Genomic DNA, 23439 nt, shown 5'->3' on the forward strand with positions numbered 1-23439 from the left:
GAGGAGCCGGCATGATAAATTTCCATGGATTTCGAAAAACATGTTCTAAAGATGTAGCCAGAGACCGGTTAAAGCTTTTGCTCACCAGTGAGCGGCTGGATTGCTCTGCTGAAAATATGGCACTTATGAAAAAAGACCTGATCAAGGTAATACAAAAGTACATGGACATTGATGAAGAAAGCATGGATATACATATTGACGTGATAAATGAGATAGAACAGGGTGCAGGGAATGTTAAAACAATACAAATTAAAGGATTATAAATTTAGATTAGTTATATGGGTTACGGCACTGTCCATACTGGGCGTAATGGTTGTTGGAAGCGCACAGGAGGATTTAATGTCCAAGCAGATCATCGGTCTGATTCTTGGACTTGTCTGTATGGTCATCATTTCCTTGATTGACTATACCTGGATTATGAATTTTTACTGGATCGCCTATCTGGGTGGTGTTATATTAATGGCATTGCTTCCTGTATTGGGCAGGGAGGTAAACGGAGCACAGCGTTGGATCGTAATCGGAGGTCTTCAATTCCAGCCTTCCGATATTGTAAAAATTATATTAATCGTATTTTTCGCCAAATTTCTTTCTAAATATGAAGAAAAACTGAATAGCCCTAAGATTATATTACCGGCATTGGTACTGCTTGCCATTCCATGGTATCTGATATACCGCCAGCCTAATCTTTCAACGAGTATTCTGGTTGTTTTAATTTTTTCTTACAATGATGTTCGTTGCGGGGTTGAGTTATAAAATCATTGGTGGTATTATAGTAGTAGCTGTTCCGGCAGCGGTGTTATTTTTCAGCATTATATTACAGCCAAACCAGACGCTGCTGCAAGGTTACCAGGCAGGCCGTATTCTGGCATGGTTAAAACCGGAAGAGTATCCCGAGCTGGCATATCAGCAGATGAATTCTGTCATTGCTATTGGCTCCGGCCAGCTGTATGGCAAAGGTCTGGATACCAATCTTGTTTCATCCGTGAAAAACGGTAACTTTATCGCAGAGCCCCAGACAGACTTTATCTTTGCCGTTGCAGGTGAGGAATTAGGATTTCTGGGATGTTGTATCATTATCATTCTGGAACTTTTGATTGCGGTAGAATGTATCCGTATTGGGAAAAAAGCAAGAGATTTAGCCGGAACATTGGTATGCTGTGGTATGGGTGCACTGATATTCCTGCAGACATTCATCAATATCTGTGTTACAACGAGGATATTGCCAAATACCGGTCTGCCGCTGCCATTTGTAAGTGCAGGTCTGACATCGCTGGTTACGCTTTTTATAGGTATCGGAATTGTTCTGAATATAGGACTTCAGGTTCGAAAATATTAACGGAGGTAAAGAGAGAATGAATATTGGCTTAATTGCACATGATTCCAAGAAAAAACTTATGCAGAATTTTTGTATCGCCTATCGGGGGATTTTATTAAAAAATGATTTATACGCAACAGGAACTACCGGAAGGCTTATTGAAGAAGTAACATCTTTAAATATCCACAAATACCTTGCCGGTCATCTGGGTGGAGAGCAGCAGATGGGAGCACAGATCGAAAATAATCAGATTGACTTAGTAATCTTTTTAAGAGATCCGCTGTCACCTAAAAAACATGAGCCGGATGTGAAAAATATTTTCCGCTTATGTGATACCCATAACATACCTCTTGCAACCAATCTTGCAACTGCGGAACTATTGATTAAATCATTAGACAGAGGAGATTTAGAGTGGCGTGAAATGTACAAGTAATAAACGATTAACTCCAAGAGAATTACGGCATCAGCAGCAGAACAGGCAAACTATGAAAACCGTAATCACATTTTGTGTTTTACTGGTTGTTTTACTTGTAATACTTGGCTTTTTAGCATATTTCTTTTTAATTAAAGGCCAGAAGGATGCTGAACTGGTGATGCCTTTTGACCGCAATCAGGTAACCCTTGGCTTGCAGAGAGATGAGGCTCAGACGACAAACTACGCTGTACCATTTACTCAGGATCTCTGTGTAGCAGGTGCAGATGTTCCAATGGATGGTCTGAATTTAACCTCTAAAGGTGCAGGATTGTTTGATTTGACCAAACATGAAGTATTATATTCCAAAGATGTTCATGAACGTCTCTATCCGGCCAGTCTGACCAAAATCATGACAGCCCTTGTAGCGTTGAAATACGGGAATCTGGATGATGTAATTACTGTTGATGAAAGTGCTCTTGACATCGATCCGGAATCTTCTATCTGTTATCTGCAGTTAGGAGATAAATACACCTTAAGACAACTGCTTTACGGCCTTTTAATTGCATCAGGAAACGATGCCAGCGTAGCAATCGCAGAACACGTAGGGGGCAGCGTGGAAGAGTTTGTGCAGATGATGAATCAGGAAGCATATGATATCGGCGCTACAAACACACACTTTACAAATCCTCACGGATTGCAGGACGAAGAACATTATACTACCATTTATGATGTATACCTGATGTTCCAGGAAGCACTCAAATACGATGATTTTTGTGATATTATCAATCAGAAAAGTTACGTTGCCAAGTTTAAACTGGCTGACGACACCGAAGTGGAACGTGTGTGGGATGCTACCAACCATTACTTTATGAAGCTGGCACAGGCGCCGGAAGGAGTTACTGTATTTGGTGGAAAAACAGGTACTACGGATGAAGCAGGAGCATGTCTGGCACTGATGAGTAAAGACCCGTATGGAAACCCATTTATTTCAATTATCATGGGTGCTGAGACCAAAGATCAGCTATATATTGAAATGAATGATTTATTGTCTAAAATTAACAAATAGAGGTTGTAATTTCAAAACTTATGCAGTATAATTGTACATATAAAATCGTGCATGAAGAAACTGAAGGAGGAGATTACAATGATACAGATAATCGCAGGCAAAAAAGGAAAAGGCAAAACAAAGCTATTACTTGACAAGGTGAATGCCGAAATTAAGTCCGTACATGGTAATATTGTCTACTTAGACAAAAGCGCTAAGCATATGTATGAATTAAACAATAAGGTTCGTTTAATTGATACATCGGATTTTTCAATCACTAATTGTGATGAGTTCGTAGGATTTATTTATGGGATAATTTCTCAGGATAACGATTTGGAACAAATGTATTTAGATAGTTTCTTAAAGATAGCAAAATTGGAAAATGATGATATTACAGCGACTCTTCAAAAACTGGAATCTGTCGGTGAGAAGTACAACATCACGTTTGTGTTGAGTGTATCTGTGGATGCTGATAAACTGCCGGAAATTGCAAAATCAAAGGTAATCATATCCCTGTAATACATAGAACGAATATAAGGCTGGGTCCTTTTGTGGATACCCAGCCTTTTTTGCGGCATGTAACAATTAATCTCTGCCCATCTGGCCGATGCGGCCATAGATACTAATCATATATAATCCCGCAAGCCCAACCAGAGCATAAACAATTCTTGAAATCCAGCTCATATTGCCGAATAAAAAGGCTACGAGGTCGAATTTGAAGAATCCGATTAATCCCCAATTGATCGCACCAATGACCACAAGTGTCAATGAAGTATAATCTAACCATTTAGAATTCATTTGCTTTTTACCTCCTTATAGTGGTTATTTTCTATTTTTTCCAATTTACTAAATTTTATACAAAAATCTAGGTTGTCCAATCGAAATGAACGTGGTAAAATGTTCGGGAAGGGAGGCTACAATGTTGCCTATTAAGAAAAAAAACAAAAAAATAACGAAAATGAAGCGTTTTCCACTTTTTAATATCGGTACTCTGATGTTTGGAATCGTTTTTGTATATATGATAATCTGCATAGTGATATATCTGACAAGTACTCATGTAACAGCCTATGAAGTCACAGCCGGCCCGCTGTCCGGAAACTACCGATTCAGTGCTTTGGCATTAAAGTCCGAAAAAATAGTAACAGCCGAACAATCCGGCAATATTAATTATTATGCCCGGGAAGGCTCAAAAGTAGGCGCCGGAAATAACGTTTATTCTATTGGCGGAGCGCTTCAGACAACGACACCTGCCACGACGCCGGCTACAACAACTGATACCCCAAAAAAAGAATCAGAAACCAATGCTGAAGGACAGTCAGAGTCCTCATCCGGTACCGAGTCAGAAACTACCCAGGTACCAGCCGAAACTGAAGCTGCAGTTGATTATCTGGACAGTAAAAGCTTATCCAAGGTAAGAAGTAATATGGCAAACTTTGCTTCCGGTTTTAACGAAATGTCTTTTCAGAATGTCTACAATTTTAAAGCAGATACCGAAAGCACTGTCTTAGAACTGGCAAATGAAAAAGCGTTGTCCGATCTGGAAAACTCTGACGGTCAGCTTTCTGTTCTGGGCAGCCTCTATCAGGCTCCACAGGAAGGAATAGTAGTATATGCGGTAGATGAGTATGAGAATCTGACCATAGAGGATATAAAACCGGAATCTTTTGATCAGAAAAATTACCATAAGCAGAATCTCCGTCTGAATAAATCGGTAAAAACAGGAGATGCGGTATATAAACTGGTCACCGATGAAAACTGGTCACTGATTATTCCTCTGGATAAAAAACTGTTAACGGAACTGACCGATAAAACAACAGTACGTTTTCGTTTCCTGAAGGATGGCACTGCATTTAACGCAGATTTCTCCATTATTCAGAATGGAGAAAATTCTTATGGAAAACTGGATATTAGTAATTCTGTCATTCGGTACGCCGGAGAGCGTTTTGTAGATATTGAGCTGGTGTTAAACAGAGAGACCGGACTCAAAATACCAAAAAGTGCAATTGCGGAAAAGCAGTTCTTCAAAATCCCTAAAGAATTTGTTACAGAGAACGAAGAAAATGACAATGAAGTCAGCATTCTGAAAGAGAGCGTGGGAAAAGACGGAAAAACCGTAACGAAATACATAACTGCAACTGTTTATGAAAAAACGGATACAGATTATTATGTGGGTACGACGCTTTTTAAGGTAGGCGACTATATATTGAAGAAAGACTCTTCCAAAAAGTACCAGATTTCAGAAACTGGAAGCCTGCAGGGTGTTTATAATATAAATAAAGGATATGCCGTATTCCGGGAAATTACTATCATAGATGAAAATGAGGAATACTGTATTGTATCAGCGGGTTCTTCATACGGCCTGTCTCAATATGACCGTATTGTTCTGAATGCAAATACGGTAAATGATGAAGATATTGTTTATTAAAGCTGAGGATATTGTCTATTAATAATGAGGATATTGTCTATAAAGCAAATAAGATAGTTAATTAAAGATATTGATATAGTCAATTAAAGCTAAAGCTATAGTCTATTAACAGGAGGATTCAATGATGTTAAAAGAAAATCTATATGATATACAAAAGCGGGTAGAAGCCGCTTGTAAAAGGGCCGGACGGGACAGTTCAGAAGTCACCCTTATTGCAGTCAGTAAGACAAAACCCGTAACTATGATCGAAGAAATCATGGCTGAGGGAGTCGTTGATTTCGGTGAAAATAAACCACAGGAATTAAAGGATAAGTACGAAATTCTTCCAAAAAACTTAAAATGGCATATGATTGGCCACCTACAGAGGAATAAAGTGAAGTATATTATAGATAAAGCCTGTATGATCCATTCCGTAGACAGTTTACGTCTGGCGGAAACCATCCAGCAGGAGGCAGAAAAACAGGGGCTGGTCATGCCTGTGCTGATTGAGGTAAATATTGCCAAAGAAGAGTCGAAATTTGGCGTATCCCTGGAAGATACCGAAGAATTGGTACGCAAGACGGCGAAACTCCCTAATCTCAGAGTGGAAGGGCTGATGACAATTGCACCTTTTGTCGAAAAAGCTGAACGAAACAGGGTATATTTCGAAAATTTAAGAAAATTATATGTTGACATCAAAAGCAAAAACATTGATAATGTTAATATGTGCAATTTGAGTATGGGCATGACAGGTGACTACGAAATTGCCATTGAGGAAGGTGCAACTCTGGTACGCGTTGGGACAGGCATCTTTGGTGAAAGAAATTACGTGAAATGATAAAACGATAGGAAGATAGGAGATTTATAATGAGTGTTTTGGATAAGTTCTTGAATGCAATGAAGTTGAATGACGACGATTACGACGATGATGATTTTTTAGATGATGAAATCGACGATTATGAGGAAGAACGTCCGAAAAAGCGTTTCTTTAATAAAATAGAAGAAGATGACTATGATGACTATGACGATTATGATAACAGGTCCGCTCAGGTTCCAAAAATGAAGAGTCAAAATAAAGGGCAGCAGAAGGTGAAACCTGTTCATCAGCAGCAAAGCACTAGCAGTAAAGTATCACCTATGCGTCCCAGAAAGTCAGGGATTGGTATGGAAGTATGTGTAATTAAACCAAGGAGCATGGAAGATGCGAGAGAAATTACGGAGACACTTCTTGCAAGCTGCACAGTGGTATTAAACATGGAAGGATTAGATCTGGATATTGCCCAGAGAATCATAGACTTTGCTTCTGGTTCCTGCTATGCTATCAATGGAAATCTGCAAAAGATCAGTAATTACATTTTCATTATAACTCCATCGGGTGTAGATGTGTCCGGTGATTTCCAGGAAATATTGAGCGGAGCGTTTGACGTACCCTCTATTCACACAGGTTACTAGGTTTCATTATGAATAAAGACGAAGAATTGTTTCAAAAGCGGCTGGCTGATCTGGCTGACCGGGCTTTATCGAAAGGTATCACGCTGTACAGTGATTTTATGAATCTGAATGAACTGAATATTTTTCATAGCTCTACCCAAAAGTTTTCCTATATCAGCTGGAAAACTTTTGGTGGTTATGAACTCGCAGAGCGTCAGATGGCAGCCTTTATTCCTGATGCTTTTTCTTTGCGTTCGGAAGTAGAAATAATAGAGAATTTCCCTATAGCGTGCATACAGATCGCACCATTAAACCAGAAATTTGCAGATGTACTGAATCACAGGGATTACTTAGGCGCCATTCTAAATCTGGGAATTGAACGAAGTAAAATAGGGGACATCCTGGTGATGGATCAGTCTGCCTATCTTTTTTGTTGTAAAGGAATGTCTGAGTTTATCTGCAAGGAACTGACACGTATCAAACATACGGTAATATCCTGTAAAGCAGTTCCTTTTTCTGAGCTCGCTTATACGCCCAAAACAGAGCTCATCAAGGGGACAGTAGCTTCTATTCGTCTGGATTCCCTTTTAGCGCTTGCTTTTAAAACTTCCAGAAGCAGCCTGGTATCTCTAATCGAAACCGGAAAAATCTTTGTAAATGGGAAGTTAGTTACTTCCAATGGTTATGCCTTGAAAGAGGGAGACATGATATCAGCCCGTGGCTATGGGCGTTTTCGTTATGTCACAGCACTCTCTCAGTCAAAAAAAGGGCGAACCTTTGTTGAAATCGAAAAATATATATAGGAGAAACCACCTTATGAAATATACAGCAGAACACAAAAGCCTTCCGGTACATAAAGAAGGAAAAGAAATTTATCAGATTCATTTTGAGAATGATTTTGAAAAATTAGAATCTTATTTAAGCGAACTGGATGTAAAAACTAAGAAACTTTGTATCGTAACCGATTCAAATGTAGGCGCACTTTATGCCGGTACACTTACCGGGATATTGGAAAAAGTATGCGCCAGAGTCACTGTATTCACTTTTCCTGCCGGAGAAGAAAATAAAACATTGGATACCGTCAGGAATTTATATGAACATCTCATTTTAGAACATTTTGACCGAAAAGATATGCTGGTAGCTTTAGGCGGCGGCGTTGTCGGTGACCTCACCGGATATGCTGCAGCTACCTACCTGCGGGGCATTTCCTTTATACAGGTTCCCACTTCTCTTTTAGCCCAGGTGGACAGCAGTATCGGCGGTAAAACCGGAGTCGATTTCGATCGTTACAAAAATATGGTAGGTGCTTTTCATCAGCCCAAAATGGTATATATGAATATGTCGGCACTGAAGACACTTCCGGATGAACAATTTTACTGCGGTATGGGTGAAATTTTAAAACATGGCTTAATCAAAGATGCCGGTTACTATGAATGGGTAATCGAACGGATGAGTGAAATTACCGAACGGGACAGTCAGACACTACTGGACATGGTTGAGATCAGCTGTAAAATCAAACGCCGGGTCGTAGAACAGGATCCATATGAAAAAGGAGACCGGGCACTGTTAAACTTCGGGCATACCATCGGCCATGCCATTGAAAAACTGAAAAATTTCGAATTACTTCATGGACAGTGCGTTGCTCTGGGATATGTTGCCGCAGCGCACATTTCCTGGAAACGGGAACTGCTCAGTACCGAAGAGTTCTTTGAAATCCGGGATATGAATGTGGGATTTGATCTTCCTGTATCTTTTTCAGGGCTGGATTCTAAAGACATCCTGGATGCTACCAAACTGGATAAAAAGATGGAAGCCGGGCAAATCAAATTTATCTTACTAAAAGGAATCGGCCGTGCTTACATTGACAAAACGGTAACGGATGAGGAAATACTTGCTGCTGTCGACTTTTTGAATGCGGAAATAGAGGATGAAAATGAATAAAAATAACAAAAAATTAATATGCTGGATAATGGGCATTATTGCTTTTGCTTTATTACTAGGACTGGATCAGTTCACAAAGCATCTGGCTGTATCCAATCTGGCAGGACAGGAGCCATTTGTACTGATCCCGGGTGTCTTTGAACTGCAATACCTGGAGAACCGCGGTGCAGCTTTTGGTATGTTTCAGAACCAGCGATGGCTGTTTCTAATTATGGCAGTGATTATTTTAGCTTTTATCGGCTACTGCTATCAGAAATTCCCGGTTACAAAGCATTATCTTTGGCTTCGCATTACCTGTGTTCTCCTTGGCGCAGGTGCGGTTGGGAATATGATTGATCGCGTTGTAAATGGATTTGTAGTTGACTTCTTCTACTTTTCACTCATCGACTTCCCGATCTTTAATGTAGCTGACTGCTATGTGGTTGTCTCCCTGATCTTACTGATTATCCTAATCTTTTTCTACTACAAGGAAGAGGACTTCGCCTGTCTGTCCCTCAGGCATAAAACTGCATCAAAAGAGGAGAACTAGATGGAAACCATACATTTTACCGTATCCGCAGAAGATAACAGTCTGCGGATTGATAAATATCTGTCGGATAATATGGGCGAGATGTCCAGATCTTATCTTCAAAAACTGCTCAAGTCAGAAGATGTGAAGGTAAATGATAAAACCGTTAAGGCAAATTATAAGGTGGCTTCCGGTGATGTGATAAGCGTTACCGTACCAGAACCGGAAGAAGTAAATATCCAGCCGGAAGACATTCCACTGGATATTTTATATGAAGATGAAGACCTTATTGTGGTAAATAAACCAAAAGGCATGGTCGTACATCCCAGTGCCGGTCATTTCAGCCAAACCCTGGTTAATGCCCTTATGTTCCACTGCCGTGAAGAATTATCCGGTATCAACGGCGTTATGCGCCCCGGAATCGTTCACCGGATAGATATGAATACCACCGGCTCTTTGCTGGTATGCAAAAATGATTTTACACACAATCATATTGCGGAACAGTTAAAGGAACATACTATTCAGAGAAAATACCGGGCTATCGTCCACGGCGTCCTGAAAGAAGATGACGGTATTGTGGACGCCCCCATCGGCAGACATCAAACAGACCGAAAGAAGATGGCAGTAAACTATAAAAATGGAAAACCTGCGGTCACTCATTACCATGTCTGCCAGCGTTTTTCCAATTTTACGTATATTGAATGCCAGTTGGAAACCGGTCGTACCCACCAGATACGTGTCCATATGAAAAGTATCGGACATCCCATTTTAGGGGATGATGTCTACGGCCCCATAAAGTGTCCTTATCACCTGCAGGGGCAGACACTGCATGCTATGCTCCTTGGATTTATACATCCCAGAAAAAGATGCTATATGGAATTTACGGCACCTCTGCCAGAGTATTTTATAAATTTACTGAATAAATTATAATAATTAAGTGAAATTAGTATACATTGTACCAAAATTGTTTTATAATAGTAACATAAAGCAAAGGTAGAAAGGATGTGTTTTGTATGGCTTGTAAATCAATTATAACAATCGGAAGAGAATTTGGTAGTGGCGGTAAAGAAATTGGTATGAAGCTGGCAGACTCCTTAGGCATCAAGTGCTATGATAAGGAACTTCTCGACAGAGCAGCAAAAGACAGCGGCATCTGTCAGGAATTATTTGAAAATCATGATGAGAAACCGACAAACAGTTTCTTATATTCACTGGTTATGGATACATATTCCATGGGATATTCATCAGCAGCATTCTCAGATATGCCAATTAATCACAAAGTATTTTTGGCTCAGTTCAATGCTATTAAAGATATCGCAAAAGAAGGTCCATGCGTAATCGTCGGCCGTTGTGCAGACTATGCGTTAGCAGATTTTCCGGATTGTATCAATGTCTTTATCCATGCAAGTATGGAAAATAAAATTAACAGAATTGCCGCTAAATATGACCTGACGAATGCAAAAGCAAAAGATCTGATTATTAAAACAGATAAAAAACGTGCCAGCTATTACAATTACTTTTCCAGTAAAAAGTGGGGGGAAGCAACCGGATATCATCTTTGTGTAGACAGTGGTTTTCTTGGCGTTGACGGCACCGTTGAAGAACTGTTAAGTTTTATTAAGATCAAAGAAAGCAGATCATAAGTCAGAAAGGGCAGCACGGAAGATGAAATTTGTAATTCAAAGAGTAACACATGCCAGCGTTAGAGTTGATTCCGAAGTTATTGGCACTATCGAAAAAGGGTTTCTGGTACTGATTGGCATCAGCCAGACAGATAACCGTGAAACAGCGGATTCCCTGGTAAAGAAAATGACCGGGCTTCGCATCTTTGAAGATGAAAATGGTAAGACCAATCTGTCCTTAAAGGATGTGGATGGCAGCCTGCTGCTGATTTCCCAATTCACGCTTTACGCAAACTGTAAGAAGGGCAACCGCCCAAGTTTCATAGAAGCCGGTGAACCAAAGATGGCAGAAGAGTTGTATGAATACATTATTGCAGAATGTAAAAAGCAGGTGCCAAATGTCCAGAGAGGCAGTTTTGGTGCCGACATGAAAGTAGAGTTATGTAATGATGGACCTTTTACGATCATCTTAGAATCCTGACTTCAAAGCTGTAGGATAGCCCGAAGTTTACATAACAATATTACGTAAACTTCGGGCTTTGTTTTATATTTTAGAAAATCCGGACACAATATATGTTATAGATGCATTAAAAGATCTGACGGATGTAGTGAATTTATTTTTGAAGACAATGGAATCGGAATGAAACCTGAATTTATAGATCATATCTTTACGAGTTACAGGCAATAAATACCGCATTGACACACATAGATGCAGAAACGATACTAAAAAAGATACCCATCATCGCCATGAGTGCAAATACTTTTGCAGAAGACATAGACATGGCATTACAATCCGGTATGAATGATCAGCTGGCAAACCCGCCTGACATACCGCAAATTATGAATATTCTAAACAAATGGTTGTAAACAATATTAACAGAAAAACACTAGGAGGTTTCAATTGAAAAAGAACACAAATATAGGCAGCGTGAAAATAATCCCGTTGGGAGGCTTTGATAAAATAGGTATGAATATTACCGCATTTGAATACGAAGACAGTATTATCGTCGTAGACTGCGGGATTTCATTTCCGGACGAAGATATGCTTGGAATCGATAAAGTTATTCCGGATGTCACTTATTTAATCGAGAATAAGGATAGGGTTAAAGGATTTGTCATTACCCATGGCCACGAAGACCATATCGGGGCTCTGCCATACATCCTGCCCCAGATCAATATTCCGATCTATGCAACCCAGCTGACTATGGGATTAATCGAGCATAAATTAGAAGAAGCCCATCTGATGAAAAATACCCGCCGTAAAGTAGTGAAACATGGCGGTATCATTACCCTGGGCTCCTTCCGTATTGAATTCATCAAAACCAATCACAGTATTGCGGATGCCAGCGCACTGGCAATCTATTCACCCGCTGGTATTATCGTGCATACCGGTGACTTTAAGATCGACTATACGCCGTTGTTCGGTGATGCAATCGACTTGCAGCGTCTGGGCGCACTTGGTAAAAAAGGTGTACTTGCTCTTATGTGTGACAGTACCAATGCTCTGCGTCCCGGCTTTACTCCATCAGAGATCAAGGTTGCAAAGACATTCGACACACTGTTTGAAGAAAACAAATCACACCGGATATTTGTTGCCACCTTTGCTTCTAATATAGACAGGGTACAGCAGATTATTAACACTGCATATAAGTTTGGACGTAAAGTTATTCTGCAGGGGCGCAGTATGCTGAATGTAATTCGGATTGCATCGGATCTGGGCTATGTTAAAATACCTAAGAACACCCTGATCGATATTGATCTTATGAAGAATTATCCCGACGAAAAACTGGTTTTAATCACAACCGGAAGTCAGGGAGAATCCATGGCAGCTTTGTCCCGTATGGCTGATTCCACCCATAAAAAAGTCTCCGTAAAACCGGGGGATGCTATTATATTAAGCTCAACGCCAATTCCCGGAAACGAAAAAGCCGTTTCCAAAATTATAAATGAATTATCCATGAAGGGCGCCAATGTTATTTTCCAGGATACCCATGTATCCGGACATGCATGCCAGGAAGAGATCAAACTGATCTATTCCCTGGTTCATCCGAAATATGCTGTGCCAATGCATGGAGAATACCGTTTCCGTGCTGCTCAGGCAAACCTGGCACAGTCACTTGGTATCCCAAAAGAAAATACATTTCTGATTGAATCCGGCAATGTACTGGCACTTTCCGAAGATAAAGCCAGTGTTATCGGACAAGTTCCTGCAAGAGGCGTCATGGTAGATGGACTAGGCATCGGTGATGTGGGGAATATCGTCATGCATGACAGACAGAGCCTGTCTGAAAATGGTATCATGGTTGTTACCGTTACCCTGGAGAAAGATACAAACCAGGTTCTGGCTGGACCGGATATTATCTCCAGAGGATTTGTTTATGTCCGGGAATCCGAGGAATTAATGTCCCAGCTGCGCAGCCTTGCCGCTGATACGCTGGAACGCTGTAATAAGAAGAAAATAACGGATTGGGGTAAAATTAAATCCGCACTCCGGGATGATCTTGGAGATTTTCTGTGGAAGAAAATTAAAAGATCGCCTATGATACTGCCAATCATTATGGAAGTATAAATAAAAGCTTTTACAAACAAGGAGCATTTCGCTTTGATATTACGCGAAATGCTCCTTGTTTTATGTTAGAGCACACTCCCATAGTAGAATGAAGAAAACGTCCTACGCTGAAAAGATCCAGCTGCTTTATAGGTTTTATACGTTCTCTGCCATGGTCCGCCCCCTTCTCTTTCCGAGCACTACATCATTTTACAAAGCGTCACCTTTCTTACCTAAACCCAAAAACATTAATCAGTTTTCTTCTTTTTCATGGACAGCAGTTTATCCAGATAAATTGATTTCATCTGCCTGCTTGCCAGCATCTGCTTCACCGGTGGAAGTTTTAAAATAGTTCCGAATACAGCTGCCATCGCTCTGTGGTTGGCAAAGGCGTGATTATCAAAAATCAGGTTCTGAAGCGTTCCCTTTTCGATTGCCTGCAGTACAAACCGGTGGGTACTGTTTACCGGAGTAATAATCTGAACCGCCCGGCGTTTCAGCTCAATGGCTTTTATGGGACAGTTTCCAACACAGACACCGCAGCCAAGGCAGATATCCGTATCAATAACGGCATTCTTGTCCTCCATTTTAATTGCCAGGATTGGGCAGACTTTTGCACACTTGCCGCAGGAAATACATTTTTCCTTTGATACCTCCGGTATATAATTTGTGGTTGCAACCGGCTGCATGGGGCTGAACTTCCTTGCTGCCTGTAAGGCCTCACAGCAGCATCCACAGCAATTGCAGATAAACATTGGATCTTCCCTTACATTCTCACCTATCTGTACCAAATTGGACGCATAAGAGCGTTCCAGCGCATCGTAAGCTTCTTCTTTGGAGATAAGCCTGGCATGGCATCCGTGTTCTGCAAGAGAACGTGCCACATTTCCAAAGGTCAGACAGACATCCAGGGGAGCATCAATTTCACAGGGATGTCCCGCATGAAACATCTTGTGCCTGCAGTAACAGGTGCCAAGTCCGATATACTGCGCATCTTCCACAATGTGGCTGGCACGCTCATGATCCAGTATATGGAGTGTATTTTCTGTAGACAATACCGGTTCCTGTACAAAAACGCGCCCCAGTCTTGTTTCTGTTGCATAAAAGAGATCTTTTACAAAATCCTCCTCCACATTCATGTACTGATAATACAGTTCGCTTAAATACTTCTGATCAATGTCCCCTCTGGTCCTCATCAGGGCAAATTCAAAGAATCCGGCCATAGGCGGCGGCATCACAAATTTTCGTTGTCCATTATGAAAAGAATCAACCAGTAATGCTTTTTCACATAGGTGATCCAGCACCTTTTCTGCTTTTAATTCTGTCGTACCCCAGATCTGTGCCGCTTTTTTAGCCGTAAAAGGCCGTATCGGCAGCAGCGATATCCATTTTGCTTCTTTTTCCGAATATAAAACCTCAAGGATTTTGTATAGTGTTTGCGAAGCAGGAGCACCCTGGGTAAACCAATTAATTCGTTCTTCCAAATTTTTATAAGCTTCTTTTGAAGTAATATGTCCCATATTCTCACGCTTTCTCAGTGTCATTACACCAGTTTCATTTTGTATTGCAATAGAAATATTTTAAAGTAAAATATTTCTATTGTCAAATTACTTTCGGGACATTTTTTAAATTAGCAGAGCTTATGGTCTTTGCGGCATGGTAAATGAAGCTAATGCCCGATTCAGATAATCATTAAAAGGCTTCATTTTACGGAAGATATCAACAGACAGATCCAAAAATCCATCTACGTCAGCAAACTGTGCATCACTGATTGCATATTCCAAAGCCCATGATTTATGTTTCAGAAATTCTGCAAGGGGATGGTTCTTATCATAACCTCTTGGAACATTTTTCAGCTTTTCGCCAAATACCTGGAAATTCTCCCGAAAATCCTGATTGTTTATAATATCCAAAAATTCCACACCATGTCCGGTCAGGTAGTCCCGTACTAAAGTGGTGGCATCCGGGAATTGCGTGGCAAAGACACCGCCGCCAAGTATGGATTCCCCGGGTTTCACGCAGATAAAATATCCTGCCGGAATAGGGAGACGTCCTGCGGATGAAATATGTGCACGAAAAGAGGGATTATATGGGGATTTGTCCTTGCTGAAACGGGTATCCCTATTTAATCGAAACACCAGATCTTTTGCTTTCAGCCATGCGATGGAATCGTCAAACGCTGAAATCCGTACAATCATTTCCTGGATTAGGCCTTCAAATTTTTCCTTTGCTTCCTGATACAGTTTCTTATTTTCCTGCATCCATTCCAAAGAATTGTTTTCCTGCAGCATTGTTAAAAACTCTAAAATTACCTTGTTGTTCATCTTTGTCCTCCTTGATGATTGCATAATATATGCGCTTTTAATTCGTTACACTTAATTAGACAACTGTGGCTTGCGGTTGTGACATCTTTTTTAAGAAAATTTTCTATTTACAATACCCGCTGCACCGTTGTATGCTTATAGCGTATAGCCGATATACAAATAGAAACTTTAAGGACAGATAAATAAGCTTATGGATAACCTGGAAAAGAAACAATTACGATTTCAAAATGCCTGTCACAAAATACGATATGGCAAAAAAAACTTCAATGGCATCGGAACCCTGTCAGAAAAGACGCTCCATGCAGTATTAAAAGAATATTATGAGCCACGGGCTGACCATCAGGAAATACGGGTAGCTTCTTACGTAGCAGATATCATGACAGACCAGGAGATCATTGAAATACAGACCCAGAATTTTAACAAACTCAGAAAAAAGCTGGAAGTATTTACGGAAGTCAGTGACGTTCGAATCGTTTACCCCATAGCCAGTACCAAATGGCTGCTCTGGGTAGATAAAACTACCGGTGAGATATCTTCACCCAGAAAAAGTCCGAGACGTGGTAACTCTTATGATATTTTCCATGAGCTGTACAGAATTAAGGAGCTTCTTAAAAATCCCAGAATTAAGTTAAGCATTGCCATGATTGAGATAGAAGAGTACCGCTATCTGGATGGGTGGAGCCGTGACAAGAAAAAAGGATCCTCCCGCTGCGAACGGATCCCGATAGCCCTAACGGATGAAATCCTCATAGACAGCAGGGAAGATTACCATAAGCTGATTCCCCCGGGGCTAAAGCCTGATTTTACATCCAGAGACTTTAAAACTGCTTCTAAGCTGTCTCTTTCCAAAGCACAGCTGGCATTAAATGTGCTATATAACTTAGAAGTTGTTCAAAGAACGGGAAAGAAGGGAAACTTGTACACCTACTCTACGGAGCGTTGATTGCAAAGTTCCCCCGGGTGGTTTATGCTGATAATTGGAGGTGAACGTAATGGATTGTAATAAAGTGGGATTGCTGATATTGGAATTGCGTAAAGAAAAGAATATGACACAAAAAGAAATTGCAGATGCCATGAATATCAGTGACAAGGCTATTTCCAAGTGGGAGAGAGGACTTGGCTGTCCCGATGTATCACTGCTTAGTGAACTATCCCAAATATTAGGAGTAAATATAGAAAAAATACTGCAGGGGGATTTAGACCCCAACCATACAGACGGAGGCAATATGAAAAGAGTAAAATTTTATCTGTGCCCGACTTGCGGCAATGTCCTGACAAGTACGGCAAAAGCAGAACTTTCCTGCTGCGGCAGAAAATTAGAACCCCTGGAAGAAAAGCCAGCGGATGCAGATCATCAGATTACGGTAGAAGACATCGATGATGAAGCCTATATTACCATAAATCACGAAATGACACGGGAACACTACCTTACCTTTGCAGCATATGTTACCTGCGACCGGTTACAGCTAATCAAATTATATCCCGAACAAAATGCAGAACTTCGCATCCCTAAAATAAGGAGTGGGAAATTCTACATCTGCTGCAGCAATCATGGTCTGTTCTCGCTTTTACCGCCCCGAAAGAGCCGGAAAAGTGAAAATAACTAAATTGCAGGATGGTATGGATGCAGTCAATATTACTGTTGACTGCATCCATTTTTACAAAAATTCTATTTCTATTTTTTCTGTTGGCTGACCTCTCATTTCACTATATATTATATCGCAGTAATCTATATTTCCCTTATTATCCAGTTCTTCGGTAATATGTAATAATATTTCCAGACTTTCCTTTCTGAAATTCTCCTTTACGGGCGGCACAATCTGTTGAAACGCCTTCTTATGTATAACGCGTCCTTTAACAATGTAAAAAAGCTTCCTGCCACTGTCAGTTTCCAGATTCAAAAGTACATGCCCCTTCATCCAATGGTCATAAGAATCTATCCCCTTTTTCAAGTATTTCAGGTTTTCAACAGCATCCCGATAGAATGCCGCTGTTTCGTATTTTTCTTCTTGTGCAGCTTTGCTCATTTTCTTTTGCATCTCTCTTATAAACTGTTCCCGTATAGAAGCTTTCTTACAAAATTCCATCAGCGCCCGCTGTGTATCCTCCCAGTTATCCCGGGTAAGCGGTTTGGGAAAGATATGATAGGTAAGCTGGTATGTTCTTTTCACTTTCTCAATCGGATACACATTTTTCATAAAGTCCATAATCTGCAACAGTGTGCTTCTGCTGCGAAAAGGCCCAAAGCAGTTTTCTTCCCTGCGGTTAGCAATGGAAAGCAGTCTGTCCGGAAATGTCTGTCCTACCTTCAGGTAAACGTACCGGTCATCGTATTTCATCATTACGTTAAAATAAGGGCGGACTTGTTTAATAAGTTCACATTCCAAAAGCATAGCTTCCAGATGGGTATCGGTAACCACATAGTCGATATCTTTTATAAAAGGTGCCATTCGATTTACCTTATCCCATTTTGGAGTTTCCACAAAATAAGATTTCACCCGTTTCTTCAGGCATTTACTTTTCCCAATATATATTATATTTCCTTTTTCATCCAGCATTTTATAGACTCCCGGGGCTTCCGGAAGATGTTCTAATTTTTCTGAGATCTGATCTGTCATAGGCGCACCATGCCTCCGCTTTATCCTTGGTTTATAACACTTTCCATTATCATAATATAGAATTGCGCCTGCGTCAAATTTTCCCTGGAGCGTGTTTGAAAAATGCTATTGGCGCTGCATGAAATTACCATTCCGGAATCTGATGACAAGAAATTACGATATAGAATCATTATTTCCGGTCATCATTCCTCACTGTATCCGTTATGCATTCCTGCTAAAATAAAACCATCAAATACAGCAGGAGGTATTAAAATGAGAAAAGCTTTTATATGTCCAACCAAATACGTACAGGGAGAAGATGAAATCCGAAACCTGGGTTACTTCGTAAAAACATTCGGATCATCCGCATTACTGATTGCCCACCCGGATGATGTCGGCCGAGTTAAGGAAAAGCTGCTGATAACTGCAAAGGAGTATCAGATCTCTTTTGTCGAAAGCGGATTTAAAGGCGAATGTTCCAGACAGGAGGTAGCACGCCTGCAGGAACTGGCAAAAGAAAAAGGCTGCCACTGTACCATTGGACTTGGCGGCGGAAAGGCGATTGATACCGCAAAATGCGTTGCAGCAGGCGAAGCTTTGATCATTGTTCCCACGATTGCAGCTACCGATGCCCCAACCAGCCATTCAGCAGTTCTCTACACACCGGACGGTGCATTTGATGACTATGCATATTTCAAACAGAGTCCCAGTGTTATCTTAATTGACACCACGGTAATTGCCCAGGCACCTTCCCGTTTTCTGGTTTCCGGAATGGGAGATGCCCTGTCTACTTATTTTGAAGCAAGGGCAACTGCTGCCTCCTGTTCAAATGTAAATGCCGGACTTCCCTGCGGGTTTCGGGAAGGATGCTGCGGTCCTGCCAAAGGTACTAATACCGCAATGGCGCTGGCATCTCTGTGCTATCAGACTCTGATGGAAGATGGAGAGAAAGCCAAAACAGCCTGTGACTGTAATCAGGTCACTCCGGCACTGGAAAATATTATTGAAACCAATATTCTATTATCGGGGCTTGGATTTGAAAGTGCCGGACTTGGAGGTGCTCATGCCATTCATGACGGACTTACCATTTTTGAAGGTACCCACAAATATTTCCACGGTGAAAAAGTAGCCTTTGGTACACTGGCGCAGTTAGTCCTGGAAAATGCTCCTTCGAAGGAAATTGAAGAAGTTTTGGACTTCTGCCTTAAAATTGGACTTCCGGTTTGCCTGGAAGATATCGGGGTGGATCAATTTACGACGGAAGAACTGATGGAAGCTGCAAATAAAGCTTGTATTCCGGAAGAATCCATCCATGCCATGCCTTTCCCGGTAACACCTCAATCAGTGGCCGCTGCAATCATTACAGCAGACCGTATCGGAAAAAACTTCAAAGAGGAAAGCAGGTGCGGCAAATGAAAAAAATAATAAATAATCCTCAAAATGTTGTTATGGAAATGTGCAATGGCATTGTCCTTGCACATCCTGATCTGGAACTCATACCGAAATATAAAATTATCAAAAAGCGAGACGTAAATAAGGAGAAGGTAATCCTGATCAGCGGAGGCGGCAGCGGGCATGAACCTGCACATGCCGGCTTTGTAGGGGATGGACTTCTGGATGCCGCCGTATGCGGCGATGTATTTGCTTCTCCCTCACAGATTCAGGTATATCAGGCAATCCGGGAAACAGCCGGGGACAAAGGCACCCTGCTGATTATTAAGAATTACAGCGGTGACATAATGAACTTTAAAAATGCAGCATATCTGGCAAAAGAAGATGGCATATCTGTTGATTATATAAAAGTTGATGACGATATCGCCGTAAAAGACAGCCTGTATACCGTTGGTAGAAGAGGTGTTGCAGGTACCGTGTTTGTACATAAAATTGCAGGTGCCGCAGCGGAGAGGGGCATGGATTTAGCACAAGTGAAGCGCCTGGCTGAAAAAACCGTAGCTAATGTAAAAAGCATCGGCTTTGCCTTTACCTCCTGTACGGTTCCAGCCAAGGGGACGCCTACTTTTGTTCTTGGTGACGATGAGATGGAATATGGCGTGGGAATTCATGGTGAGCCGGGGATTAAGCGTGAAAAACTCATTACCGCCGATGAACTGGCGATGAAAATGGTGGATGCACTTTTAGAAGAGCTTAAGCCGGATACGGACCAGGAAATTGCCCTTCTGGTAAATGGCTTTGGTGCAACCCCTGCCCAGGAATTATACCTGTTGAATAATTCAGTAAATAAGGAACTGGCAAAGCATCCGGTTATAGTTTCCCGAACCTTGGTAGGAAGTTACATGACCAGTATCGATATGGCAGGCGCATCTTTGTCTATTCTGAAACTGGATGAGGAATTAAAGGGCCTGCTGAGCGCCCCCTGCAGTGCTCCGGTTTTTACGATTCAGGATTGGAAGCAAAGTATTCCTTATACCCCAGCCGGGAACATGTCTGGTACCGGAGTTAAAGCCAGCTATGAGATCGAAACAAGCCCGGATTACGCAATCATTCATCATAACTGTATCAGCCTGCAGAATATGGTTTACATGATCGATTGTATGAGTGCATCCGTAATAAGAAATGAAGTACCCTTCTGTGAGCTTGATTCCCATGCAGGAGACGGCGATTTCGGTATGAGTATTGCCAAAGGATTCCGCCGGCTTAAAATGGAATGGAACGAGATCATCACCCATCATACAGACACCATAGGGAATTTCCTGGATGCTTGTTCTCTGGTTATCATGGAACACTGTGGAGGAGCTTCCGGTCCCATCTGGGGATCTGCCTTCCGTGCAGCAGGAAAATACGCGCAAGCAAAAACGGAGCTGACCATTTCTGAATTTGCACAAATGCTGCAGGCATCAGTAAAAGGGATTCAGGCAACCGGAGAGAGGTCGTTTGGAAGAGGTGCAGAAATAGGCGATAAAACACTGATTGATGCCTTTCTTCCCTGTGCAAATACCTGGAGCCTTTGTGCTAAAGCCGGGGAGGATATTTCCACCACTCTTATAAGAGCAGCTAAGGCAGCAGAAGACGGTGCCAAGGCCACAGAAAAAATCGTTGCCCGCATGGGCAGAGCCGGAACAGTGGGAGAGCGGAGTCTTGGATATCCGGATGCCGGAGCCTATGGGCTGGGTGTCATATTCCGGGATATAGCAGAAGCAATGAAAGTGCATGGAATCGATTACTAGATATACAAGTAAACCATTAAAATATTTCATTTATGAAGGTAATTGTGAAAATGATATCTTTTTTACACTTACCAAAGAAGATGCGATTAACCGATTAAAAGATAAATTACAGTAAACAGAAGTACCGATTCCCATACATGAACCAGAAACTCCAATGAAATGATCCCATACATGAACCAGAAACTCCAATGAAATGATCCCATACAAAAACCTTGTGAAGAAGACTCCCCTGCAATAGGCGGACCATTCTTAACAAGGTTTTTTTACATGGAAATCGGCATACTCATAAGAAACAGGCTGTAAATATGGCTAATTCTACAGACTCATTTCTGTGAATAAGTAACTATTGTTTTCTTTCCCAAATTATATTATTCTTAACGTAAAGATTATAGTTTCCTTTGGAAATTATTTTATTTATGAATGAAAATTAATTTTGGGGGAGGTGGTTTTATGAAACTGGAATGGATGGGAGAATACCGGTCATTTGTGGAGAAATTGATTAAGTATGCAAATGTATATGCTTCAATTTATAACAAAGAGGATTATTATGGAACAAGTATTCCGATTTCATTTTCACAAATCCAGGTATTGGAATATTTACTGGAAAATGAGGAACTCAATCTGAACATGTCTGAAATTGCAGGAAGGCTGGGAATCAGTCCCAGTGCTTTCACAAAACTGGTAAATAAATTAACGCAAAAGGATCTGTTGGAAAAGTTTTATCTGGAGGGCAACCGGAAAAATATTATTATCCGGGTAACGGATCATGGACGACGCCTGTATCAGAATTACTCCAATTATATCTATGAAAAATCCTTCTCGAAAATGTTCCGTGCCGGAGAAGGACTTCCGAAAAAATATCTCCCCGTCGTAGCCCGAATGCTGGAAGCAGGCATCTGGCTGGATCAGGAGAAAGAAGTAAAAACACCCCAGGTATTAATTCCGGTTGGAAAAAACCATAAATAGTGCAGGTAGATGATTTTAAAGGAGGACCGTGTATTATGAATAAATTACTTGCCATTGATCAGATCTTCGATATGGAACAATGGACGAACCTGCAGCGCTCCCTGGCTGAGGTGACAAACATGGCAATCCTTACCGTGGATTACAAAGGTGTACCGGTAACAGAACATAGCTGCTGCCATGAATTTTGTAAAAAGGTACGGAACGATCCGACACTGGGCAAATTCTGTCAAAAGTGTGATTCCAGAGGCGGATTGGAAGCGGTACGGATAAATGAGCCCTATATATACCAATGCCATTTCTCTATAGTTGATATTGCTATCCCCATTATTGTGAATGACAAATACCTGGGTGCTGTAATGGCTGGACAGGTACGTCTGCCCATTCATAAAGATGACAGCTTTATGGAGAAGATATTCAGTCCCGCCAACCCCAGAATTATCGAGGAAGCAAAAGAAAATTTCCGACAACTCTATAACGAAATCCCATTTTTATCCTATGAGCGTATGCAGATGATTGCTATGATGCTTTATTTTCTCTGTAATTATATGGTCAAAGAAGCAATTCACAAAGAACAGATTATAGAAATGTATGAAACTGTAGTCAACAGACACCAGGAAATCCTGGAGGAGCCTCCTGGCGCTCATTATACGATGGAATCCGCCCGTAAAATGAAAGCAGCTCTATCTAATGTAATTTTGAATTCAAATATAGAGAATGCCGGATGTGATGTTCCTGTCTCCACAAACAGCATTATCATAAAAGCATTTGATTACATCTACCACCACAAAGGAGAATCGCCTTCTTTGAAAAACATGGCTGCATACTGCAATGTCAGTTCCAGCTATCTGAGCAGACTTTTCACAAAAGAAGTGGGAGAGAGTTATTCTTCTTTTACGGCCAGGTTAAAAATTGAATGGGCAAAAGCTCTGCTGGAATCATCGGATGCGCCCATTTCCGAAATCAGTGATGAACTGGGCTACAGCGAAGCCGGTTATTTTATAAAATCCTTTAAAAAGTATGTAGGCGTAACTCCGGCTGTGTACCGCACTTACTGTAAAGGCTGATTGTTTTTCATGTAAGAACATTATATTACATATTTTACTGCTCAGTGCATCATTTTACCATTCAGATTCATCAT

The 23439-nt window shown here is 41.1% G+C and carries 24 protein-coding genes and 1 pseudogene; 21 read left to right on the top strand and 4 right to left on the bottom strand.

The window, feature by feature from the left end; all coding sequences use genetic code 11:
- The first annotated feature begins 11 nt into the window (after positions 1 to 11).
- The 5 genes and pseudogenes from minE to RHS_RS02035 all read left to right on the top strand — a co-directional run bounded on the left by minE (position 12) and on the right by RHS_RS02035 (position 3294).
- Positions 12 to 263, top strand: a complete 252-nt coding sequence (minE, locus tag RHS_RS02015) for a cell division topological specificity factor MinE (RefSeq protein WP_027294085.1) — start codon at positions 12 to 14, stop codon at positions 261 to 263.
- A pseudogene (locus RHS_RS02020) lies at positions 232 to 1336 on the top strand (FtsW/RodA/SpoVE family cell cycle protein). Before minE ends, RHS_RS02020 begins: the two are co-directional and overlap by 32 nt.
- Positions 1337 to 1352: 16 nt before the next feature.
- Positions 1353 to 1748: a methylglyoxal synthase gene (gene mgsA / locus RHS_RS02025; RefSeq protein ID WP_027294083.1), complete on the top strand. Its 396-nt coding sequence runs from the start codon at positions 1353 to 1355 to the stop codon at positions 1746 to 1748.
- Positions 1732 to 2796, top strand: a complete 1065-nt coding sequence (locus RHS_RS02030) for a serine hydrolase (RefSeq protein ID WP_047832198.1) — start codon at positions 1732 to 1734, stop codon at positions 2794 to 2796. Before mgsA ends, RHS_RS02030 begins: the two co-directional genes overlap by 17 nt.
- 78 nt (positions 2797 to 2874) lie before the next feature.
- Positions 2875 to 3294, top strand: a complete 420-nt coding sequence (locus RHS_RS02035) for a twitching motility protein PilT (RefSeq protein WP_047832199.1) — start codon at positions 2875 to 2877, stop codon at positions 3292 to 3294.
- A 66-nt stretch (positions 3295 to 3360) separates the two neighbouring features.
- Here RHS_RS02035 and RHS_RS02040 read toward each other — a convergent pair whose 3' ends face one another.
- The gene (locus RHS_RS02040; RefSeq protein ID WP_027294080.1) at positions 3361 to 3573 is read right to left on the bottom strand and encodes a DUF378 domain-containing protein; all 213 of its coding nucleotides are present in this window, start codon (positions 3571 to 3573) and stop codon (positions 3361 to 3363) included.
- Between the two features lie 121 nt (positions 3574 to 3694).
- On the opposite strand from RHS_RS02040, the gene RHS_RS02045 reads away from it, so the two are divergent.
- The 10 genes from RHS_RS02045 to RHS_RS02090 all read left to right on the top strand — a co-directional run bounded on the left by RHS_RS02045 (position 3695) and on the right by RHS_RS02090 (position 13250).
- Complete coding sequence (locus RHS_RS02045; protein ID WP_047832200.1) at positions 3695 to 5200, top strand: HlyD family efflux transporter periplasmic adaptor subunit; 1506 nt, start codon at positions 3695 to 3697, stop codon at positions 5198 to 5200.
- 124 nt (positions 5201 to 5324) lie between these two features.
- Positions 5325 to 6017, top strand: a complete 693-nt coding sequence (locus RHS_RS02050) for a YggS family pyridoxal phosphate-dependent enzyme (protein WP_044296031.1) — start codon at positions 5325 to 5327, stop codon at positions 6015 to 6017.
- Between the two features lie 29 nt (positions 6018 to 6046).
- Positions 6047 to 6631, top strand: coding sequence for a cell division protein SepF (locus RHS_RS02055; RefSeq protein ID WP_027294077.1), 585 nt, complete (start codon positions 6047 to 6049; stop codon positions 6629 to 6631).
- Positions 6632 to 6639: 8 nt separating this feature from the next.
- Complete coding sequence (locus tag RHS_RS02060) at positions 6640 to 7413, top strand: RNA-binding protein (RefSeq protein WP_047832201.1); 774 nt, start codon at positions 6640 to 6642, stop codon at positions 7411 to 7413.
- 13 nt (positions 7414 to 7426) lie between these two features.
- Positions 7427 to 8551: a 3-dehydroquinate synthase gene (gene aroB, locus RHS_RS02065; protein ID WP_027294075.1), complete on the top strand. Its 1125-nt coding sequence runs from the start codon at positions 7427 to 7429 to the stop codon at positions 8549 to 8551.
- Positions 8544 to 9080 carry a signal peptidase II gene (lspA, locus tag RHS_RS02070; RefSeq protein WP_047832202.1) on the top strand — a complete coding sequence of 179 codons (537 nt, stop codon included), beginning with the start codon at positions 8544 to 8546 and terminating at the stop codon, positions 9078 to 9080. The genes aroB and lspA overlap by 8 nt, the downstream gene beginning before the upstream one ends.
- On the top strand, positions 9081 to 9989 hold the full coding sequence (locus RHS_RS02075; protein WP_047832203.1) for an RluA family pseudouridine synthase: 909 nt from the start codon (positions 9081 to 9083) through the stop codon (positions 9987 to 9989).
- A gap of 83 nt (positions 9990 to 10072) precedes the next feature.
- A complete protein-coding gene (locus tag RHS_RS02080; RefSeq protein WP_027294072.1) occupies positions 10073 to 10702 on the top strand; it encodes an AAA family ATPase in 630 nt (209 codons plus the stop codon).
- Between the two features lie 22 nt (positions 10703 to 10724).
- Positions 10725 to 11162: a D-aminoacyl-tRNA deacylase gene (gene dtd, locus RHS_RS02085; protein ID WP_047832204.1), complete on the top strand. Its 438-nt coding sequence runs from the start codon at positions 10725 to 10727 to the stop codon at positions 11160 to 11162.
- A 420-nt stretch (positions 11163 to 11582) separates the two neighbouring features.
- Positions 11583 to 13250, top strand: coding sequence for a ribonuclease J (locus tag RHS_RS02090; RefSeq protein ID WP_027294070.1), 1668 nt, complete (start codon positions 11583 to 11585; stop codon positions 13248 to 13250).
- Between the two features lie 227 nt (positions 13251 to 13477).
- Here the strand turns inward: RHS_RS02090 and RHS_RS02095 are convergent, their stop codons facing one another.
- Together RHS_RS02095 and RHS_RS02100 are read right to left on the bottom strand one after the other, a co-directional pair.
- A complete protein-coding gene (locus RHS_RS02095) occupies positions 13478 to 14749 on the bottom strand; it encodes a 4Fe-4S dicluster domain-containing protein (RefSeq protein WP_047832265.1) in 1272 nt (423 codons plus the stop codon).
- A gap of 120 nt (positions 14750 to 14869) precedes the next feature.
- A complete protein-coding gene (locus tag RHS_RS02100; RefSeq protein WP_027294068.1) occupies positions 14870 to 15553 on the bottom strand; it encodes a DUF2461 domain-containing protein in 684 nt (227 codons plus the stop codon).
- A gap of 190 nt (positions 15554 to 15743) precedes the next feature.
- On the opposite strand from RHS_RS02100, the gene RHS_RS02105 reads away from it, so the two are divergent.
- Positions 15744 to 16496: a hypothetical protein gene (locus RHS_RS02105; protein ID WP_044289366.1), complete on the top strand. Its 753-nt coding sequence runs from the start codon at positions 15744 to 15746 to the stop codon at positions 16494 to 16496.
- Between the two features lie 49 nt (positions 16497 to 16545).
- Complete coding sequence (locus RHS_RS02110; protein ID WP_027294066.1) at positions 16546 to 17160, top strand: helix-turn-helix domain-containing protein; 615 nt, start codon at positions 16546 to 16548, stop codon at positions 17158 to 17160.
- 51 nt (positions 17161 to 17211) lie between these two features.
- Here the strand turns inward: RHS_RS02110 and RHS_RS02115 are convergent, their stop codons facing one another.
- A complete protein-coding gene (locus RHS_RS02115) occupies positions 17212 to 18171 on the bottom strand; it encodes a GIY-YIG nuclease family protein (RefSeq protein WP_047832205.1) in 960 nt (319 codons plus the stop codon).
- A gap of 252 nt (positions 18172 to 18423) precedes the next feature.
- Here RHS_RS02115 and RHS_RS02120 point away from each other — a divergent pair, with 252 nt between their 5' ends.
- The 4 genes from RHS_RS02120 (at position 18424) to RHS_RS02135 (ending at position 23365) form a co-directional block, all read left to right on the top strand.
- Complete coding sequence (locus RHS_RS02120) at positions 18424 to 19566, top strand: glycerol dehydrogenase (protein ID WP_047832266.1); 1143 nt, start codon at positions 18424 to 18426, stop codon at positions 19564 to 19566.
- Positions 19563 to 21335 (top strand): dihydroxyacetone kinase subunit DhaK, encoded by a 1773-nt coding sequence (gene dhaK, locus RHS_RS29895; RefSeq protein WP_070041345.1) that lies wholly within the window; start codon positions 19563 to 19565, stop codon positions 21333 to 21335. The genes RHS_RS02120 and dhaK overlap by 4 nt, the downstream gene beginning before the upstream one ends.
- Positions 21336 to 21785: 450 nt before the next feature.
- On the top strand, positions 21786 to 22301 hold the full coding sequence (locus tag RHS_RS02130; protein WP_027294063.1) for a MarR family winged helix-turn-helix transcriptional regulator: 516 nt from the start codon (positions 21786 to 21788) through the stop codon (positions 22299 to 22301).
- Between the two features lie 35 nt (positions 22302 to 22336).
- Complete coding sequence (locus RHS_RS02135; RefSeq protein WP_330377192.1) at positions 22337 to 23365, top strand: PocR ligand-binding domain-containing protein; 1029 nt, start codon at positions 22337 to 22339, stop codon at positions 23363 to 23365.
- The last annotated feature ends 74 nt before the right edge of the window (positions 23366 to 23439 follow it).

The sequence above is a fragment of the Robinsoniella sp. RHS genome (assembly GCF_001029355.1).
Classification (GTDB): Bacteria; Bacillota; Clostridia; order Lachnospirales; family Lachnospiraceae; genus Robinsoniella; species Robinsoniella peoriensis.

Coding starts and splice junctions, on each gene's coding strand:
- minE (WP_027294085.1), top strand. CDS start 12: ATGATAAATTTCCATGGATTTCGAAAAACATGTTCTAAAGATGTAGCC.
- mgsA (WP_027294083.1), top strand. CDS start 1,353: ATGAATATTGGCTTAATTGCACATGATTCCAAGAAAAAACTTATGCAG.
- RHS_RS02035 (WP_047832199.1), top strand. CDS start 2,875: ATGATACAGATAATCGCAGGCAAAAAAGGAAAAGGCAAAACAAAGCTA.
- RHS_RS02040 (WP_027294080.1), bottom strand. CDS start 3,573: ATGAATTCTAAATGGTTAGATTATACTTCATTGACACTTGTGGTCATT.
- RHS_RS02045 (WP_047832200.1), top strand. CDS start 3,695: ATGTTGCCTATTAAGAAAAAAAACAAAAAAATAACGAAAATGAAGCGT.
- RHS_RS02050 (WP_044296031.1), top strand. CDS start 5,325: ATGTTAAAAGAAAATCTATATGATATACAAAAGCGGGTAGAAGCCGCT.
- RHS_RS02055 (WP_027294077.1), top strand. CDS start 6,047: ATGAGTGTTTTGGATAAGTTCTTGAATGCAATGAAGTTGAATGACGAC.
- RHS_RS02060 (WP_047832201.1), top strand. CDS start 6,640: ATGAATAAAGACGAAGAATTGTTTCAAAAGCGGCTGGCTGATCTGGCT.
- aroB (WP_027294075.1), top strand. CDS start 7,427: ATGAAATATACAGCAGAACACAAAAGCCTTCCGGTACATAAAGAAGGA.
- lspA (WP_047832202.1), top strand. CDS start 8,544: ATGAATAAAAATAACAAAAAATTAATATGCTGGATAATGGGCATTATT.
- RHS_RS02075 (WP_047832203.1), top strand. CDS start 9,081: ATGGAAACCATACATTTTACCGTATCCGCAGAAGATAACAGTCTGCGG.
- RHS_RS02080 (WP_027294072.1), top strand. CDS start 10,073: ATGGCTTGTAAATCAATTATAACAATCGGAAGAGAATTTGGTAGTGGC.
- dtd (WP_047832204.1), top strand. CDS start 10,725: ATGAAATTTGTAATTCAAAGAGTAACACATGCCAGCGTTAGAGTTGAT.
- RHS_RS02095 (WP_047832265.1), bottom strand. CDS start 14,749: ATGGGACATATTACTTCAAAAGAAGCTTATAAAAATTTGGAAGAACGA.
- RHS_RS02100 (WP_027294068.1), bottom strand. CDS start 15,553: ATGAACAACAAGGTAATTTTAGAGTTTTTAACAATGCTGCAGGAAAAC.
- RHS_RS02105 (WP_044289366.1), top strand. CDS start 15,744: ATGGATAACCTGGAAAAGAAACAATTACGATTTCAAAATGCCTGTCAC.
- RHS_RS02110 (WP_027294066.1), top strand. CDS start 16,546: ATGGATTGTAATAAAGTGGGATTGCTGATATTGGAATTGCGTAAAGAA.
- RHS_RS02115 (WP_047832205.1), bottom strand. CDS start 18,171: ATGACAGATCAGATCTCAGAAAAATTAGAACATCTTCCGGAAGCCCCG.
- RHS_RS02120 (WP_047832266.1), top strand. CDS start 18,424: ATGAGAAAAGCTTTTATATGTCCAACCAAATACGTACAGGGAGAAGAT.
- dhaK (WP_070041345.1), top strand. CDS start 19,563: ATGAAAAAAATAATAAATAATCCTCAAAATGTTGTTATGGAAATGTGC.
- RHS_RS02130 (WP_027294063.1), top strand. CDS start 21,786: ATGAAACTGGAATGGATGGGAGAATACCGGTCATTTGTGGAGAAATTG.
- RHS_RS02135 (WP_330377192.1), top strand. CDS start 22,337: ATGAATAAATTACTTGCCATTGATCAGATCTTCGATATGGAACAATGG.